This is a genomic window from Kineococcus sp. GCM10028916 (assembly GCF_042674865.1).
Lineage (GTDB): Bacteria > Actinomycetota > Actinomycetes > Actinomycetales > Kineococcaceae > Kineococcus.
Window position 1 is genome coordinate 130531 of sequence record NZ_JBHTFM010000003.1, and the last position, 16481, is coordinate 147011.

The 16481-nt window shown below is 74.1% G+C and carries 17 protein-coding genes; 6 read left to right on the forward strand and 11 right to left on the reverse strand.

Annotated features, from left to right (window positions below; translation table 11 throughout):
• Positions 1-13: 13 nt before the first annotated feature.
• Positions 14-1297, reverse strand: a complete 1284-nt coding sequence (locus ACFQ46_RS03010; protein ID WP_380257067.1) for a hypothetical protein — start codon at positions 1295-1297, stop codon at positions 14-16.
• 88 nt (positions 1298-1385) lie between these two features.
• Here ACFQ46_RS03010 and ACFQ46_RS03015 point away from each other — a divergent pair, with 88 nt between their 5' ends.
• From ACFQ46_RS03015 to ACFQ46_RS03025, 3 genes are read left to right on the forward strand one after another with little or no spacing between them, the layout of a single operon-like run.
• Positions 1386-2150: a hypothetical protein gene (locus ACFQ46_RS03015; RefSeq protein WP_380257069.1), complete on the forward strand. Its 765-nt coding sequence runs from the start codon at positions 1386-1388 to the stop codon at positions 2148-2150.
• On the forward strand, positions 2147-2770 hold the full coding sequence (locus tag ACFQ46_RS03020) for a hypothetical protein (protein WP_380257071.1): 624 nt from the start codon (positions 2147-2149) through the stop codon (positions 2768-2770). Before ACFQ46_RS03015 ends, ACFQ46_RS03020 begins: the two co-directional genes overlap by 4 nt.
• A complete protein-coding gene (locus tag ACFQ46_RS03025; protein WP_380257073.1) occupies positions 2767-3066 on the forward strand; it encodes a hypothetical protein in 300 nt (99 codons plus the stop codon). The genes ACFQ46_RS03020 and ACFQ46_RS03025 overlap by 4 nt, the downstream gene beginning before the upstream one ends.
• Position 3067: 1 nt before the next feature.
• Here the strand turns inward: ACFQ46_RS03025 and ACFQ46_RS03030 are convergent, their stop codons facing one another.
• Positions 3068-5449, reverse strand: coding sequence for an ATP-binding cassette domain-containing protein (locus tag ACFQ46_RS03030; RefSeq protein WP_380257075.1), 2382 nt, complete (start codon positions 5447-5449; stop codon positions 3068-3070).
• 79 nt (positions 5450-5528) lie between these two features.
• Positions 5529-6464, reverse strand: a complete 936-nt coding sequence (locus ACFQ46_RS03035) for an asparaginase (RefSeq protein WP_380257077.1) — start codon at positions 6462-6464, stop codon at positions 5529-5531.
• Positions 6465-6576: 112 nt separating this feature from the next.
• On the opposite strand from ACFQ46_RS03035, the gene ACFQ46_RS03040 reads away from it, so the two are divergent.
• Complete coding sequence (locus tag ACFQ46_RS03040) at positions 6577-7845, forward strand: glycosyltransferase (protein ID WP_380257079.1); 1269 nt, start codon at positions 6577-6579, stop codon at positions 7843-7845.
• A gap of 4 nt (positions 7846-7849) precedes the next feature.
• Here the strand turns inward: ACFQ46_RS03040 and ACFQ46_RS03045 are convergent, their stop codons facing one another.
• Positions 7850-8266, reverse strand: coding sequence for a VOC family protein (locus ACFQ46_RS03045; protein WP_380257081.1), 417 nt, complete (start codon positions 8264-8266; stop codon positions 7850-7852).
• 108 nt (positions 8267-8374) lie between these two features.
• Complete coding sequence (locus tag ACFQ46_RS03050; RefSeq protein ID WP_380257083.1) at positions 8375-9292, reverse strand: threonine/serine dehydratase; 918 nt, start codon at positions 9290-9292, stop codon at positions 8375-8377.
• A gap of 63 nt (positions 9293-9355) precedes the next feature.
• Here ACFQ46_RS03050 and ACFQ46_RS03055 point away from each other — a divergent pair, with 63 nt between their 5' ends.
• Positions 9356-10918: an AtzH-like domain-containing protein gene (locus ACFQ46_RS03055; RefSeq protein ID WP_380257085.1), complete on the forward strand. Its 1563-nt coding sequence runs from the start codon at positions 9356-9358 to the stop codon at positions 10916-10918.
• Positions 10919-11074: 156 nt separating this feature from the next.
• Complete coding sequence (locus ACFQ46_RS03060; RefSeq protein WP_380257087.1) at positions 11075-11365, forward strand: hypothetical protein; 291 nt, start codon at positions 11075-11077, stop codon at positions 11363-11365.
• A gap of 2 nt (positions 11366-11367) precedes the next feature.
• Here the strand turns inward: ACFQ46_RS03060 and ACFQ46_RS03065 are convergent, their stop codons facing one another.
• The 6 genes from ACFQ46_RS03065 to pknB all read right to left on the reverse strand — a co-directional run bounded on the left by ACFQ46_RS03065 (position 11368) and on the right by pknB (position 16443).
• Entirely contained in the window at positions 11368-11787 is a 420-nt protein-coding gene (locus ACFQ46_RS03065; RefSeq protein WP_380257089.1) for a hypothetical protein, read from the reverse strand.
• Between the two features lie 111 nt (positions 11788-11898).
• Positions 11899-12492 carry a class I SAM-dependent methyltransferase gene (locus ACFQ46_RS03070; RefSeq protein WP_380257091.1) on the reverse strand — a complete coding sequence of 198 codons (594 nt, stop codon included), beginning with the start codon at positions 12490-12492 and terminating at the stop codon, positions 11899-11901.
• Positions 12493-12569: 77 nt separating this feature from the next.
• Positions 12570-12995 carry a hypothetical protein gene (locus tag ACFQ46_RS03075; protein WP_380257093.1) on the reverse strand — a complete coding sequence of 142 codons (426 nt, stop codon included), beginning with the start codon at positions 12993-12995 and terminating at the stop codon, positions 12570-12572.
• Between the two features lie 57 nt (positions 12996-13052).
• Positions 13053-13649 (reverse strand): hypothetical protein, encoded by a 597-nt coding sequence (locus ACFQ46_RS03080; RefSeq protein ID WP_380257095.1) that lies wholly within the window; start codon positions 13647-13649, stop codon positions 13053-13055.
• A 92-nt stretch (positions 13650-13741) separates the two neighbouring features.
• Positions 13742-14566, reverse strand: coding sequence for a metallophosphoesterase family protein (locus ACFQ46_RS03085; protein WP_380257096.1), 825 nt, complete (start codon positions 14564-14566; stop codon positions 13742-13744).
• Positions 14563-16443 carry a Stk1 family PASTA domain-containing Ser/Thr kinase gene (gene pknB / locus ACFQ46_RS03090; protein ID WP_380257098.1) on the reverse strand — a complete coding sequence of 627 codons (1881 nt, stop codon included), beginning with the start codon at positions 16441-16443 and terminating at the stop codon, positions 14563-14565. Before pknB ends, ACFQ46_RS03085 begins: the two co-directional genes overlap by 4 nt.
• Positions 16444-16481: the final 38 nt, after the last annotated feature.

Here is a 16481-nt window from a genome sequence, read left to right on the forward strand (position 1 = left end):
GCGCCGCCCCGGGTCACGCGGGAGGGGTGAACGTCACCACCGCCTCCGCGGGTGCGTCCGGGTACGGACGGGGCTGACCGTCCCGTTCCACCTCCAGGTCGCGGCCCCCCGCGAGCAGCAGTTCGCGGCCCGTCCACACCGCCGCGGTCTCCGTCCGGCGCGGCCAGGGACCGTCGGTGATCTTCGTCCACTCGTCCGTGGCCGGGTCGTAGACCGCGCCCAGCGGACCGGTCGCGGGGTTGCAGACGCCGCCGTGGTCGGAGGCGGAGTCGTCCGGTCCGTCACCGTCGATGCACCGGCCCAGGTCCCGCTCGCGCGAGCCACCCCACACCAGCAACCGGGTCCCGGCCCAGGTCACGACGGGTCCACCGTTGCCGGAGCCGGTGGTCAGCAGCGGGATCGGCCCTTCCTCACCACGGCTCCACCGGTCGCTCGAGGGGTCGTGGGCCAGCACCCCGGCGAGCGGGTCGTAGGCCAGGACCTGGTTCCCCGTCCACACCACGTCGGTGCCCTGCGCGAGCGCGGGTCCGACGGCGACGTCACGCCACGAACCCGCCGCGGGGTCGTAGGCCAACCCGGCCTCGACGGTTCCCGCGGTGGACGCCTCGCTGGACCACACCATCCACTCCGCACCCGTCCACACGTTGTGCGCCGTCGCGAAGGCGTTCTCGCCGTCCGGCCGGGTCACCTCGGTGCCGGGTGTGGGGAGCGCGGTCCAGGCCGGGTCGCCCGGTCGCAAGCCCCACCCGCCCTGGGCCGGCGACCACACCAGCACCCGGTCGCCGGCCCAGGCGCTCGTCGCCACCACGGCGTCCGCCGGCCACGGCAGGTCGGGCAGCCCCGTCCAGCTGCCGCCGGCGGGACCGGGTGTGAACAGCGCGCTGCTGAGGGCACCCCCGGGCCGGCCGTCGCAGTCGGCCAGCGGATCGCGGCCCCCGACGAGCACCGCGCCGCTCCCCGTCCACAGCATCTCGGCGTCCTGCCGGGCGCCGATCGGCGACGGCGCCATCGCCGTCCAGGTCCGCGTGGCCGGGTCCCACGCCGCTCCGTCAGGTTGTGGGGTGAAGAAGCAGCCGTCGGTGTCGACGGGGAGTCCGCCCCAGACGAGCGCCTCCGTACCCGTCCAGACCGCGGCCTGCCCGCGCCGCAGCACCGGGGCCCGGACCGGCGGGGCCGGGAGCGCCGTCCAGCCGTGGGTGTCCGGGGCAGGCGGGTCGACGGACCCGTGGTCGCTGGAACACGCCGCCGTCAGCAACACCACCGTCAGCCCTGCCGTCAGCACTCCGCGCGTCCGCACCCCTCGATGGTGGTCGCCGGACGGTCCGTGCGCAGCCGTCCGCGCCAACCCGGTCTCCCGGACCGCTCGGATCACTAGGGTCGGGAGGGTGTCTCAGGAGATCCACGACGCCCCCCGAGCTCCGCGCAGTCTGCACCGGGTGGTGTGGGCGCTCACCCTCGTGGAGCTGGCGCTACCGGTGACGGCGCTCGTCGTGTTCCGGCAGGTGCTCACCGGGGCTCTCGACGCCCAGTACTTCTCCAGCTCCACCTCCGACGAGAACGGGAACGTCACGGTCATCCCGACCCCGGGGATCACCTTCTGGGACCGGTGGACCCTCGTCTCCTACGTCGTGCCGACCGACCGCGTGCTGCTGGCCGCGACCGCGGTCTGCGTCGCCGTGGCCGGACTGCACCTGGCCGCCGGTGAGCGGTGGCCGCTGCACCGCGCGTGCCGGTGGGTCGCGGCCGCCGGGGGCGCTCTCTCGTCCCTCGTCGCGCTCGCCGTGCTCGTCGTCATGATCGCCGCGTCGCAGCGCACGCCGGACGACGCCGCCTACTTCTCGACCTCGACGAGCCTGCTGGAGGTGGTCCTGCCCGTCTCGGCCCTGGTGACGGTCGCCGTGTTCGGGGTGGTCGCCGTGATCGTCCTCGTCGGCGACTCCCTGCCCGCCGCCACCGTCGGACCCGCCGCCGCCGTCGACGTCGACGACGCCGAGGCCGAGGCCGACGAACCCGGGGAACTCGCCGCAGCGGACGAACCCGCCGGGATCGCGGTGGTGGACGAGCCGGAACCTCGGCCGGTCGAGGTCCCGGTCGCCTTCCCCCGCCCGAGCGCCGACGAGTACGCCCGCTACCGCCGGCCCGGCGCGTGAGCGCCCACGTGGGACCCGGGGAACCGGCCGCCGCCGATGACGACGCTGCTGACGAGGCCGCTGACGACGAGGAGCGGAGTTCCGCAGACCGGTGGTCGTGGGTCTTCTGGTTGCTCCTGACGACCGCCGCGACCCCGCTGGGTCTGTCCGTGGCCGCGGTGCACCAGATCGTCGGCACCCCCGACGTCGTCGAGGAGGCCGGCGACCTGGCGCGCGAACCCGCCGTCTTCGCCGACCACTGGGCTGAGGTGCTGAGCTACGACCCCCTGAGCTGGCCGACGACGATCAGCGCGTTCGCCGTGCTCGTCCTGGCGGGTCTGGTGCTCGGGACCCGGCCGGGGTGGCTGGTCGTGGCGCGACGACGGCTCGCCGTCGGGTTGCTCGCCGGGGCGTGCGCGCTGTGGGCGTTCGGCACGACGACGATCTCCGCCTGGGTCGAGTTCCAGGGACCGACGGCACGACAGCGCGCGGAGGAGATGCAGGGCTACCAGCGGGTGTTCCTGCTCCAGTGGGTGTCGGCCGGTGGCCTGGGACTCCTCGCGACCCTGCTCGCGCTGACGGCCCTCGTCCTCTGCCTCGCCTCCCGTCGGACGGGTCGATCCGCCACGATGGCCCGATGAGTGAACTCGACGGTGAGCGCGGCTGGACCGACGACGACGCGGCGTGGTCGAACCCGGTGGAGAGGAACCTCGAGCGGCTGAAGAACTCGGCCGTCGCGGGCACCGTGCTCGGGGTCCTGCTGGGGTTCATCGCGGTGGCCGTCCAGCAGAACGGGAGCGCGGGCACCGGGGAGGTGTCCTGGGGGGCGGTCGTCGCCTTCGTGGTCGCCCTCGGGTCCGTGGCCTGGGGCGCGCTCGCGGCCCTCGCCTACTGGTCCTGCGCGGCCCTGCTCGCCGGCCGGACCCCGCAGGACTGACTCAGGAACCCACGTAGGCCGCGAGGTGGCGGCCGGTCAACGTGGAGGCGTCGGCGACGAGTTCGGCAGGTGTCCCCTCGAACACGACGGTTCCGCCGTCGTGCCCGGCGCCGGGGCCGAGGTCGATGATCCAGTCGGCGTGCGCCATGACGGCCTGGTGGTGCTCGATGACGATGATCGACTTCCCCGAGTCCACCAGCCGGTCCAGCAGGCCGAGGAGGTGTTCGACGTCGGCGAGGTGCAGGCCGGTCGTGGGTTCGTCGAGGACGTAGGTCCCGCCCCTGCCGCCCATGTGCACGGCGAGCTTGAGGCGCTGACGTTCGCCGCCGGACAACGTCGTGAGCGGCTGTCCCAGCGTCAGGTACCCCAGCCCCACGTCGGCGAGACGGTCGAGGATCGCGTGCGCCGCGGGGATCCCCGCGTCCCCGGAGCCGAAGAACTCCTCGGCCTCGGCGACGGACATGGCCAGGACCTCGGCGATGTTCTTCCCGCCGAACAGGTGGTCCAGCACGGCGTCGTCGAACCGGCGGCCCTCGCACTCGACGCAGGTCGTCGCCACCCCGGCCATCATCGCGAGGTCGGTGTAGATCACCCCGGCGCCGTTGCAGGCCGGGCACGCCCCCTCGGAGTTCGCGCTGAACAGGGCGGGTTTCACCCCGTTCGCCTTCGCGAACGCCTTGCGGATCGGTTCCAGCAACCCGGTCCAGGTGGCGGGGTTGCTGCGGCGCGAACCCCGGATGGGCGCCTGGTCCACCGACACGACGTCCGCCCCCGGCGGCAGCGAACCGTGGATCAGGGAACTCTTGCCCGACCCTGCGACGCCGGTGACGACGGTGAGGATCCCGAGCGGGACGTCGACGTCGACGTCCTTGAGGTTGTGCTGCGACGCGCCCCGGATCGGCAGCGAACTCGTCGACGTCCGGACGGTGGGCTTCAACCGGGCGCGGTCGTCGAAGTGCCTCCCGGTGACGGTGCCGCTGGCGCGCAGGCCGTCGACGCTGCCCTCGAAGCACACCCGGCCACCGCCGGTGCCGGCGCCGGGACCGAGGTCGACGACGTGGTCGGCGATCGCGATCGTCTCGGGTTTGTGCTCGACGACGAGGACGGTGTTCCCCTTGTCCCGCAACTGTCGCAGCAGGTCGTTCATGTTCGCGATGTCGTGCGGGTGCAACCCCGTGGTGGGTTCGTCGAACACGTACGTGACGTCGGTCAGGGCCGAACCCAGTTGCCGCACCATCTTCACCCGCTGCGCCTCGCCCCCGGACAACGTCCCCGACGGGCGTTCCAGCGACAGGTAGCCCAACCCGATCGCGGCGAACGAGTCGAGGGTCCCCGTGAGGGTCTCCAGCAGCGGTGCGACGGAGGGGTCGGTGATCCCGCGGACCCATCCGGCGAGGTCGCTGATCTGCATCCGGCAGGCGTCGGCGATGCTGACGCCGTCGATCCTCGACGAGCGGGCGCCCTCGCTGAGCCGGGTCCCCTCGCACTCCGGGCAGACCGCGAACGTCGCGACGCGTTCGACGAAGGCGCGGATGTGCGGCTGCAGCGAGTCGACGTCCTTGGACAGCATCGACTTCTGGATCTTCGGGACCAGACCCTCGTAGGTGAGGTTGATGCCGTCGACCTTGATCTTCGTGGGTTCCCGGTAGAGGAGGTCGTGCAACTCCTTCGTGGTGAACTTCGCGATCGGCTTGTCCGGGTCGAAGAACCCGCAGCCGGTGAAGATGCGCCCGTACCAGCCGTCGATGCTGTACCCGGGGATCGTCAGCGCGCCCTCGTTGAGGGACTTGGAGTCGTCGTAGAGCTGCGAGAGGTCCAGGTCGGAGACGTTGCCCAGGCCTTCGCACCGCGGGCACATCCCCCCGGTGCGCGAGAAGCTGGCCTTCACGGCCTTCGTCGCGGCCCCCTTCTGCACCGTGACCGCGCCCGAACCCGAGACCGAGGCCACGTTGAACGAGAACGCCTGCGGCGATCCGATGCGGGGTTCCCCGAGGCGGCTGAAGAGGATCCGCAGCATCGCGTTCGCGTCCGTCGCCGTCCCCACGGTGGACCGGCTGTCGGCGCCCATGCGCTGCTGGTCGACGATGATGGCCGTCGTCAGGCCCTCGAGGACGTCGACGTCCGGACGGGCCATGGTCGGCATGAAACCCTGGACGAAGGCGCTGTAGGTCTCGTTGATGAGGCGTTGCGACTCCGCCGCGATCGTCCCGAACACCAGTGAACTCTTGCCCGAGCCCGACACCCCGGTGAACACCGTCAGCCGACGCTTGGGGATCTCGACGCTGACGTCCTGGAGGTTGTTCTCCCGGGCCCCGTGCACCCGGATGACGTCGTGGGTGTCCGCGGCGGGTTCCGCCGCGGCCTGCTTCGTGACCCTGGCCATCGTGTCCCCGTCCCTCGCGCGCCGTCGCCTCCGCGCCACGCTAGCGGGGTCCCGGGTCCCGGGGCTTCTCCGATCGCGATCAACCGCGCCGCACGAACTCCCGGGCCAGGTCGCCGGGGCCGGACCGCAGCAACGTCGCCAGCAGGACCCGCGCCTGCCCGGACCGCAACCGCCCGGCGGGGACGGCGCCCACCGCGGCGAGTTCCGACCCGCCGCCGCCCGCGCCGTAGCTGGAGGCGATCGGGCCGGTCGGGACGCGGGTCGTCACGACCACGGCCACCTCGCGCGCGACCGCTCGCGCCACCGCCGCCACGACGTCCGTCGTCGCGTTGCCGGACCCCAGCCCCTGCAGCACGATCCCGCGTCCACCCAGCTCGCGGACGGCGTCGACCAGCGCACCGTCCGTGCCGGGGGAGACGGCCACGACGTCGACCCGGGGCCAGTCGCCGGCGCCGGGCGCGACGAGCGCCCGGGGGAGGGGCCCGTCGGGGACCCAGAACGCGTCGAGGTCGGTGGTGTGGCGCTTGGCGAGGCCCGCCGCGGCGTGCACCCGGCCACCGAACGCGACGAGCACCCCCCGGCCTCGGGCCCGCGCGTCGACCGCGAGGCGCAACGCCTCGCGCACGTTGGCGGGGGCGTCGGGTTCGGGGTGGTCGGCGGTGCGCTGCGAGCCGGTGAGGACGACCGGGCGCGGGTCGTCGTGGTGCAGGTCCAGCAGGTACGCGGTCTCCTCCAGGGAGTCGGTGCCGTGCAGCACCACGACGCCGTCGACGGCGGGGTCGGCCAGGGCCTCCGCCACCCGCGTGCGGATCGTCCACGCCTGGGCGAGCGTGATCGTGGAGGAGTCCACGCGCAGCGCCTCGACGAGCCGCACCCGGACCCCGAGGTCCGCCGCCGCCGGACCCAGCAGGTCGGCTCCGCCCAGGGTGGGGCTGCTCACGCCGTCCTCGTCGACGGTGCTGGCGATGGTCCCGCCGGTGGTGATCACGACGACGAGGGGGGATCGGTCCGGCACGGTGCTCCTCGGGTACTGCCTGACGTTCGCCGACGTTCGCCGACGATGGACCCGGGGACTCTTCCACGTCCCGGCCCTTGACCCGACCTCCCCGGGTGGGAAGGCTCCTCGGGTGGCCTCCGTCCTGCTGACCAGCCTTCCCGTCCAGGGTCACCTGGGGCCGGTCGTGGCCGTCGCGGCGGACCTCGTGCGCCGCGGCCACCGGGTCCGGGTCCTCACGGGGGCGGCCTACCGCGACCGGGTCGAGCGCGCCGGCGCCGGTTTCGTGGAACTGCCCACGCACGCCTACGCGGGCGACCTCGACCACCCCGACCGGCGTCCCGGCAGCAGTGGTCCACAGGCCGTCGGCCACGACCTCGAGACGTTGTTCGTGCGCTACATCGGCCCCCAGTTCGCCGCGGTCGAGGCCGCGCTCGCCGACGAACCCGCCGACGTGCTCATCACCGAACTCCTGTTCATGGGCGCCTACCCGCTCATCGTGCGCGAGGACCGTCCGCGCATCCTGCTGCTGGGGATCAGCCCGCTGCCCGTCGAGGGCGGCGGCACCGCGCCCTACGGGCTGGGTCTGGCGCCCGGACGCGGACCGCTGGTCCGGGTGCGCAACGCGGCGCTGAAGCAGCTCATCGACCGGTGGGTCTTCGCGAGCCCGCAGCGACTGCTCGTGGCGGAGTTCCGCCGGCTCACCGGCCGCGTCCCGGCGACGTCGATGTTCGACGCGCCGTTGACGATGGACGCCGTCCTGCAGTTGTGCCCGCCCGGTCTGGAGTACCCGCGCCCCGGGCTGCCCCTGACCGTGCGGTTCGTCGGTCCGTTGCCGACCCCCGCTGCGCACCTGCCCCTGCCGGAGTGGTGGGACGACCTCGACGGTGGCCGCCCCGTCGTGCACGTGACCCAGGGGACGGTGGCGAACGCGGACTTCTCCCGCCTCCTCGTCCCCGCGGTGCGGGCCCTCGCCGACCGGCCCGTGCTCGTCGTCCTCACCGCGGGCGGACGACCGGAAGCGGAACTGCGGCAGGCGTTGGGCGACGTGCCGGACAACGTCCGGACGGCGGGTTTCCTCGACTACTCGACGTTCCTCCCGAAGGTGTCGGCGCTGGTCACCAACGGCGGCTACGGGACGGTCACCCAGGCCCTCGCGCACGGGGTGCCGCTCGTCGTCGCGGGGCGCACCGAGGACAAGGCCGAGGTCGCCGCGCGGGTCGCCTGGTCCGGCGCCGGGATCGACCTGCGCACCGACCACCCGTCGCCGCGGCGGATCGACGACGCCGTCGGCCGCGTCCTGGGAGAACCCGGGTTCCGCCGGGCCGCCGCCCGCCTGCGGGACGAGATCGCCGTCGCCGGCGGTCTCGACGCCGTCGACGAACTGGTCCGCGCTCCCTGAGGACTCAGGCGGGGGCGTGGCAGACGGCCTCCAGGTTCACCCCGTTCGGGTCGGAGACGAAGGCGCCGTAGTAGGTCGGGTGGTACTCGGCCCAGACCCCCGGCGGTCGCAGGGTGGTGGCCCCGGCGGCGAGGGCGGCGGTGTGGAACGCGTCGACGGTGGCGCGGTCCGCCGCGGTGAACGCGACGTGGGTGTCCTCGTCGTAGCGAGGACCGTCGGTCCCGCTCTGCACGAGCCAGAAGAAGGGTTTCGGGTGGACGCCGAACGCGTGCATCGCCTTCTGCCCCGGTCCTTCCGGCGCGGCGATGAGCGTCGAGATCCCCAGCGTCGCCAGCACTGGTTCGTAGAACGCGACGGACGCGGCGAGATCGGCGACGGGCAGGTTGAGGTGGTCGATCCCGGAGCCTGCGAACTCTGGCACGGTGCCTCCTGACGGTGAGGACCACCGAGTCCCGGTGACCCTCACCACGATCCTCCGTTTCCCGGACCGACGCACCCCCGACGTTCCCGGGGACCGCGTGCGCAGGGCTCAGAGGGTCGAGGGGTCGGTGTTCGCCCCGCACACCACGACCACCACCCGTTCGCCCTCGGCGGGTCCGTAGGCGCTCACCCCGGCCCACGCCGCGGCCGCCCCGTGCTCGGCGACGACCCGGAACTGCGACCAGAGGTCCGAGCGGGCGGCGGTGATCGCCGCGTCGTCGACGAGCAGGCTCACGGGATCGCTCCGCTGCGCCAGGTCGAACGCGAGGGCGCCGACGCTGCGCGCGCCGAGGGAGTCGGCGGCGATCCCGGACACCGCGACGTCCACCGGCCCACCCGCCGCCAGCGCCCGGTGCAACGTCGGGGCGCCGACCGGTTCGACGGCCACCACCCGCACCCGCCCCTCCAGCGCGGCGGCGACGCCGGCGAACAACCCGCCACCCCCGACGGCCACCACGACGGTGTCGACGTCCGGCACGTCCTCGAGCAGTTCCAGCGCCAGCGTCCCCGCTCCGGCCGCGATCTCCGGCTGGTCGTAGGCGTGGCAGAACACCGCCCCCTTCGCCGCCGCGAACTCGACCGCCGCCTCGTAGGCCACGGCGTACTCGCTGCCCACCAGCCGCACGTCCGCGCCGAGCGCACCCAACCGCGCCACCTTCACCGCCGGTGCCGTCTCCGGCACGAACACCGTCGCCGGGACCCCGAGCTGCGCCGCCGCGTAGGCGTGGGCCAGGCCGGCGTTGCCGCCCGAGGCGGCGACGATCCCCCGGGCGGGGTCCAGCTCACCCCGTTCGCGGGCCGCGAGTTGACGGTTGAACGCCCCCCGCGCCTTGAAGGACCCGGTGTGCTGCAGCTGCTCCAGCTTCAGCCACCGTCCGGGGCCGATCCCCAGGACGGGGGTCCGGCGGATCCGGCCGGTGATGCGGGTCGCGGCGTCGTGCACGTCCTGAGCGGTGATGGTGTCCACCCCACCGATCCTGCCCGTCGCCCCGTGGGACAGTTCCGGCAGGTACCGAGCGACGGAGGACGCGTGAGCGAGTTCGACGAGGCCGGGCTGCTCGCAGCCGCGGCGGCCTACGAGAAGGCCCTGCGCGAGGACGACCTCGAGGAACTCGACCGGCTCTTCGCCCCCGGCCACCCCACCCTGCGCGCCGAGGGTGGTACCGCCGTCGTGGGCCACGCCGCCATCTCGGCGTTCCGCGCCCGCCGGGGCGGTGCACCCACCCGGTGGCTGCGCCGCGTCCACGTCCGCTGGAGCTCGCCCACCGACGCCCTCACCGTTTCCGAGACCGACCGCCTCGACGGCGGCCGCGGCCTCCAGACCCAGCTCTGGCACCTCGGCGAGCAGGGGTGGCAGGTGGCCGCCGCCCACGTCTCCGGTGCGCCCACGACCCCACCCGTCCACCCCGAGGACGACCCGGCCCGCTGGCGCACCGGCGGCGGCGGCGAACCCCTCGTCCGCGGCAGCGGCAGCGGCCCCCTCGCCGGGGTGAGGATCGCGGTGAAGGACCTCGTCGCCGTCGCCGGGCAGCGGATCGGCGGGGGCGTGCCGCGCTGGCTCGACCTCGCGCCCGTCGAGGACGCCAACGCCCCCGCCCTGCAGCGCCTCCTCGACGCCGGCGCCGTCGTCGCCGGCATCGCCCACACCGACGAGCTCGCGTTCTCGCTCATGGGCACCAACGCCCACTACGGCACCCCCCGCAACGTCGCCGCCCCCGGCCGGGTCCCCGGCGGGTCCTCCTCCGGCTCCGCGGCCGCCGTGGCCGCCGGCGCCGCGGGACTCGGGCTCGGCACCGACACCGCCGGCTCCCTGCGGGTGCCCGCCTCCTTCAGCGCCCTCTACGCCTGGCGCCCCACCCACGGACTCGTCGACACCAGCGGCGTCCTGCCGCTCGCGCAGTCCTTCGACACCGTCGGCCTGCTCGCCCGGGACGCCGCCCTGCTCGCCGACGCCGCCGACGTGCTGCTGCCCCCGGCCGCCGTGCAGCGCCCGCAGGCGTTGCTGCGCAGCGCGACCCTGCTGGGCCTCGCCGACGAGCCCACCCGCCTCGCCGTGGAGGCGGCGCTCACGGCGCTCGCCGTCCAGACCGGTCTGCCCGTCGTGGACCTCGCCGACGACTTCACCCCGACGGAGGTGTCGGCGTGGACGGCGGCCTTCCGCACCGTGCAGGCCGCCGAGGCGTGGGCGAACGACGGCGCCTTCATCACCGCCAACCCCGGCGCGCTCTCGCCGCCGGTCGAGTCCCGGTTCCGCGCCGGTGCCGACGTGGGCGCGGAGCAGGTGCGTGCCGCCCGGCAGGTCGTCGAGGGGACCCGGGCGAGGCTGGACGCGGTGCTGGCCGGAGGGTTCCTCGGCCTGCCCAGCACGGCCACCCCCGCCCCGGCGCTCGACGCGACGCCCGCGGAGTTCGAGGCCGCCCGCGCCGGCACGCTGCAACTCTCCACACTGGCCTCCCAGACCGGTGTCCCCGCCCTCGGACTGCCGTGGGGGCGCGTGGGGGAGCTCCCCGTCGGGCTCTGCCTGCTCGCCCCGCGCGGGAGCGACCGGTCGCTGCTCGCGCTGCTGGCCGAGGTCGCGCCCGCACGTCGCTGAGCGTGGTCGCCGGTCCGGGAGGGTGACGGCGTGGGCCATCTGGTGTGATCTGTGCCCGTCGACGTGTGGCCGAGGGTGACGCGTGCCGATGGGTGTCAGGTGGCCCGCCGACCGGCGGTGGGCCGCGGCCACCCGCACGAGGCGCCGAGGAGCACGATGAAGACAGTTCTGGCCATCGAGACGATCCGTCCGATCGGCACCCGCGACCTCAACGGGTTCGTCTCGGGGATCTCCGAGCGCGTTCCCGGGTGCTTCGTGTCCCAGGGACCCAGCACCAAGGGCAAGGTGACCGTGACGATCCTGTCGCCGCAGGCCGTTCCGCTGGAGGTGGCCGAGCAGGTGCTCGAGTCGCTGCCGGAACTCTGCGACGCGATCAGCGCGATCACCCTGGAGGAGGCCGTCCGCCGGCCGCCACGTCGTGGCGCGCCGGTGCCCCAACCCGCCTGAGCTCACGAGATCCGGGTGAGCTCCTCACCCACCAGGAGGTGGACCCCCAGCACGCGCACCCCTTCGCGTGCGGCGGCCGCCGTGAGCTCGGCCGACCAGGACAGGTCGGCGGCGTGCACGCCGGCGGGGGCGTCGCGGACGACGGCGAAGGCGACCGTCCCGATCCCGGCGGTCTCCTCCTCGAGCAGGTGCGTCAGCACCCCGGCGAGGTTGTCGGCGAAGGACCGGTCGGGGAGGACCGGGACCTCCTCGACGACGACGAACGGGGGCCGCTGCCGCCCGTCCGCGTCGAGGACCTGGACCCACAGGTCCGTGGCGGTCTCCGAGCTCGGCGGGAGGTCCGCGGCGATGAGGCGCCAGCGGTCGGTGAGGTCCGCGAGGGTCACGACGGGCGGTAGGTCGGTGGGGTGCGAGATCGACATGCCGACCAGCCTGGGCGACCCCCGCACCGGCCCCCGTCCTCGTCCACAGGCGGATCCCCAGGGTGGGGACGACACCGGCCTGTGGACACCGCGATGGCGTCGCTGACTCCGTCAGCGCGAGCTGCTCACCAGGTACCGGTCGTCGGTGATCTCCTTCCCCCAGAGCGCCGCGTCGGGCAACGACCGCACGTCGGCCTGTTCGCGCACTCCGAGGACGAGTCGTCGGCAGTCCTCGGCGGAGATCCCCGCCCCCGTCGACCAGCGGCCCTCGACCAGCAGCAGCCGACCGCCGGGCGCGAGCAGGTCCACCCACCTCGCCAGGGCGGCGGCCGGGTCGTCGACGGCCCACAGCACGTGGCGGGCCACGACGACGTCGAGCGAGCCGGGCGCGAGCGGAGGACGGGCGGCGTCCCCGACGGTGAAACCCACCGCGAGGCCGGCCGCGGCTGCCTTGGCGCGGGCCAGCGCGATCATCGCGGGGGACAGGTCCATCCCGAGGACGTCGTGACCGGCGCCGGCCACCAGGACCGACAGGCTCCCGGTGCCGCAGCCGAGGTCGCCGATGCGGGACGGGGCGGGAGGCAGCAACGGCAGCAGGAGTTCCGCCCACGCCGCCCGGACCGCCGGGTCCCGCAGACCGTGGTCGGCCTCGTCGTCGAAGTCCGCGGCCTGCTCGTCCCAGAACTCCTGCGTCTCGGCGCTCACCCCGCGATCCTGGCACCCGCTTCCCACCGCGGACGCGGTGCAGCGGTTCCTGTGGCCCCTCGCCGCCGACGACCCGTTCAGCGGGAGGCGGTCAGGGCGTCCGCCAGACGTCGTGCGTCGGGGAGGGGCATCGCGACCAGTGGGAGCCTCCGGCCGTTCGCGAGGACGGCGGAGCTGTAGCCCTTCCACCGGCTGCCCGTCCGGACCTCACGGACGTCGTGCCACGGGACCGCTGTCCGGCGCCGGAAGGACTGCTGCCACACCAGCCCGTCCTCGAGGACGAACACGGCGTCCGGTTGGCGCCACTGCAGGAGGAGCAGTGAGCCGAAGACGACCACCTGTCCCACCGCGAGCCCGACGTCCCAGCCGCCGGGGTGGTCCAGCAACCGGTAGACCGCGCTCGGTGCCATCAGGGCGACGGCTCCGGTGACGGCCCACCGCAGCGCTCGCCCCAGGTGGACGCGGTAGACCGGCTGCAGTCCGGTGAGGTCGGGGCGTGACACGGCCCCACCCTGCCAGCGCGGACCCCGTGGAGACTCCGCGGACCGGGCGACGGCCCCTCAGACGCTGCGCAGCAACCGGTTCCCGTAGCGGACCATGTACGTCCCGTAGCTCGCGGTCGCCAGCGCCGTGGCGACACCCACCCAGGCCCACACCTGGTCGCGCGAGGCCGCGCTCAGCGCGAGGACGAGGACGCCTGCGACCCCGACGAGGGTCACCCACGTCGCCAGCCACAGGTCCAGTCGGCGTTGGAACACCCACGCCATCGGGTAGAAGTGCAGCCCGACGATCAGTGCGATGACCGGGAGCACGTACTCCGCGTGCCCGGTGCCGTTCAGCACCCCTGCGGCGACACCGATCAGCAACCCCTCGGCGGCGAAGACGATCCCGAAGGTGCGGCCGCTGCGACGCCGGTGCTCCTGGTCGACGGCGTCGAGGTCCCGGGGCATCGAGCGCCCGGCCCGGACCAGCCGGACGGCCTGCACCAGGAACACCACCGCCGCCGCCGCACCCAGCGCGGTGAACGCGACGGCTGCGGGCCGGTGGCCGGCGTAGAGCGAGTCACTGGCCCACCAGGCGGTGAAGACCGCCATCAGGACCAGCCCGCCCGCGATCCCGTGGGCCAGGGCGCGAGGAGGGGGCGCGGTGCTCGGCACGCCTGCACGCTAGCGGAGCACCCTGGGCCACCCGCCTTCTCCCAGCACCCGTGATCATGCAGGGAATCCCCGCAAGATCACGGATCGGGGGGTCAGGCGGGGACGCCCGCCTCCACGGCGATCCGGGTCACGGTCGCCTCGTCGAGCACGAAGAGTTCCTGACCGTCCCCGGGCGTGGTCACCGTCAGGACGGTCGCGCGGACGCCGTCGTCGTCGAGCTCGACGAGCAGGGCCCCGCTGCCGCGCACGGCCCGTTCCCGCCCGGCGGCGACCAGGACGTCGGTGCGGTTCGCGACGCCGGGCGCGACGAACGCGGCCAGTCCCGAGGGGTAGGTCGCCGCGAAGGGGTGGTGGTAGTGCCCGGACAGCACCGCCCGGACGTCGGAGCCCTCGAGCACGGCCAGCAGCCCCGCGGGGTCCTGCAGCCGCAGGGCCTCGTGCAGGACCGTCGGCGCCGGCAGCGGGGAGTGGTGCACGACGACGACGGAACCGCGTGCGGCGGGCGTCGACAGCTCGGCGCCCAACCAGGACAGCTGCTCCGCGGAGAGTTCGCCGTACCCCCGCTGCGGCACCGAGGAGTCGAGGACAACGATCCGCAGACCGTCGACGACGTGCACGGCCCGCGTCGGCCCCAGGACGGCGGTGAACGGACCGGGCAGGTCGTGGTTGCCCATCGCGAACACCGGGACAGCACCGTGGTCGGACGCGAACTGCCCCACGAGGCTGCGCGCCGTCTCGTAGGAGGCCGGCGACCCGTCGTCGGAGACGTCCCCGGAGACGACGACGGCGTCGAGGGAACCGGTGCCGTGCAACGACTCCAGCACGTGCCCGAGCGCCGCCGTGGTGTCGACGAGCCCCTGGTGCAGGGCCCCGGCCGCCATCAGGTGGGTGTCGGAAAGGTGCAGGATCCGGGTCACTGGCCGTTCCCGTCCTCGGTCGGGGTGCCGACCGCGCCCGTCTGCGAACCCGAGGACGTCGGACTGCTCGACGGTGACGCGCTGGAGGTGGGGGACCCGGTCGGCGTCGACGTCGGCGACTCCGTGGCGGTCCGCTCCGGCGCGACCGTCAGGTTCACGAGGGTCCGGACGTCGACGCTGGAGTCCGGCGACACGTCCTGGGTCACGACCGTGCCGGGGTCGGCGTCGGTCGTGACCGTCGTCTCCGTGGAGTTCGTGCTGAGACCCAGGTCGCGCAGTTGCTTCACGGCGTCGGCGAGCGGCTTCCCGGTCACGTCCGGCACCGTCACCTTGCCGCTGGCGATGGTCAGCGCGACGGCACTGCCCTTGGGGACGGACGCCTGGGCGGCGGGGTCGGTCGAGATGACCTCGCCCTTGTCCACGGTCGGGCTGTCCCCGGTGCTGACGTCGCCGACGCTGAGGCCGACCGCGGTGAGGGCCGCGCGGGCCTCCTCCTGCGTCTTCCCGGACACGTCGGGGACGACGGCGGCGTTCGACCCGGTCGAGACGACGAGGGTCACGCTCGTGCCGACGGTCAGCTGCGCACCCGCCTCCGGGTCGGTGCTGATGACGTTCCCCTCGGCGACGGTGTCGTCGGCCTGCTGGGTCACGGTCGTCGTCAGCCCGAGCCGGGTGAGCTGCGACTCGGCGTCGGCCTGCGCCGAGCCCACGACGTCGGGCATCGCGACGGTCGCCGGCGCGGAGGACGTCTGCTCCCCGCTGCTGCTGCCGCCGTCGTTGTTCAGCAGCGCGTAGCCGACCCCGCCGATGCCCAGCACGAGCGCGACGATGAGCAGCACCCACGGCCAGCGCCTGCGGGCGGGGTCCTCCTCGTAGGGCGGGTCGCCGTCGCTGACGCGCGGCAAGGCGCCCGTCGGCGGGCTCACCGGGACCGGGACCGCCACGGGCGGGGTCACGGTGGTCGCGGCGGTCGGGGGAGCGGCCGCGAACGTCTGGGTGGCGAAGCTCGCCCCGCGCAGCGGACGACCCTCGACGGCCCGGCGCAGGTCGTCGGCGAAGTCGGCGGCCGACTGGTAGCGGTGCTCGCGGTCCTTCGACAACGCCATGAGGACGACGTGGTCGACGGCCGGCGGGATCTGCGGGGCCAGCGCCGACGGCGGCCGCGGCTGCTCGGAGACGTGCTGGTACGCGACCGCGACCGGTGCGTCGCCGGTGAAGGGCGGGCGGCCGGTGAGGATCTCGTAGAGCAGGCAGCCGGTGGAGTAGAGGTCGCTGCGGGAGTCGACCTGCTCCCCGCGCGCCTGCTCCGGGGAGAGGTACTGGGCGGTGCCCATCACGGCGGAGGTCTGCGTCAACGTCGCCGAGGAGTCGCTGACGGCCCGCGCGATGCCGAAGTCCATCACCTTGATCTCGCCCGCCGGCGTGATCATCACGTTGGCGGGTTTGATGTCGCGGTGGACGATCCCCATCCGGTGGGAGTACTCCAGCCCGTTCAGGATGCCCTCGGTGATCGAGAGGCACTCCTCGATGGCGAGCGGGTGGTCGGTGCGCAGCATGTCGCGCAGCGTGCGGCCCTCGACGTACTCCATGACGATCCACGGGAGCTCCACCCGCCCGCCGCCGGGTTCCACCGTCGTGTCGGCGCCGGTGTCGTAGACAGCGACGATCGAGGGGTGGTTCAGCCCGGCCGCGGCCTGCGCCTCCCGGCGGAACCGCGCCTGGAACGAGGGGTCCCGGGCCAGGTCGGAGCGCAGCAGCTTCACCGCGACCATCCGCCCGAGGCGGGTGTCGCGGGCGACGTGGACCTCGGCCATCCCGCCGCGGCCGAGCAGTGAGCCGACCTCGTACCGGCCGCCGAGCACGCGCGGTGCCGGCACCCCCTGGCCAGTCGTCGTGTCCGTCACAGCTCTCCCCG